At 66.3% G+C, this 255-nt stretch carries 1 protein-coding gene; it reads right to left on the bottom strand.

Annotation, left to right across the window (positions count from 1 at the left end; genetic code table 11):
- On the bottom strand, positions 1 to 255 hold a 255-nt coding region (locus AACQ95_RS15905; protein WP_241281101.1), incomplete at both ends, for a DUF5801 repeats-in-toxin domain-containing protein.

The raw sequence follows: 255 nt of genomic DNA, 5'->3' as shown, positions 1-255 counted from the left end.
TGCGGATCTACCGCAAACAGGCCGCTGACCACGTTGCTGCCCGTGAGCGCCAAGCTATAACCAATCGTGCCCGCCCCATCGGCCCCGAAGGCCGGATTGAACTGGGCCTGCACGCTGGCAGCACTCAGGCTGGCACTGGCCACCCCGTCGTTGCCCGCGCCACCCAGGCTGACCAGGCTTTCGTCCACGCTGGCACTCAGGCTCGGTGCTTCCACCGCCAGCCCGGCACTCGGACCGTCATCTTCAAACTGGAAG

The sequence above is a fragment of the Aeromonas sp. MR19 genome (genome assembly GCF_963899305.1).
GTDB lineage: Bacteria > Pseudomonadota > Gammaproteobacteria > Enterobacterales > Aeromonadaceae > Aeromonas > Aeromonas bestiarum.
This window is presented reverse-complemented; position numbering and strand designations above follow the sequence as displayed.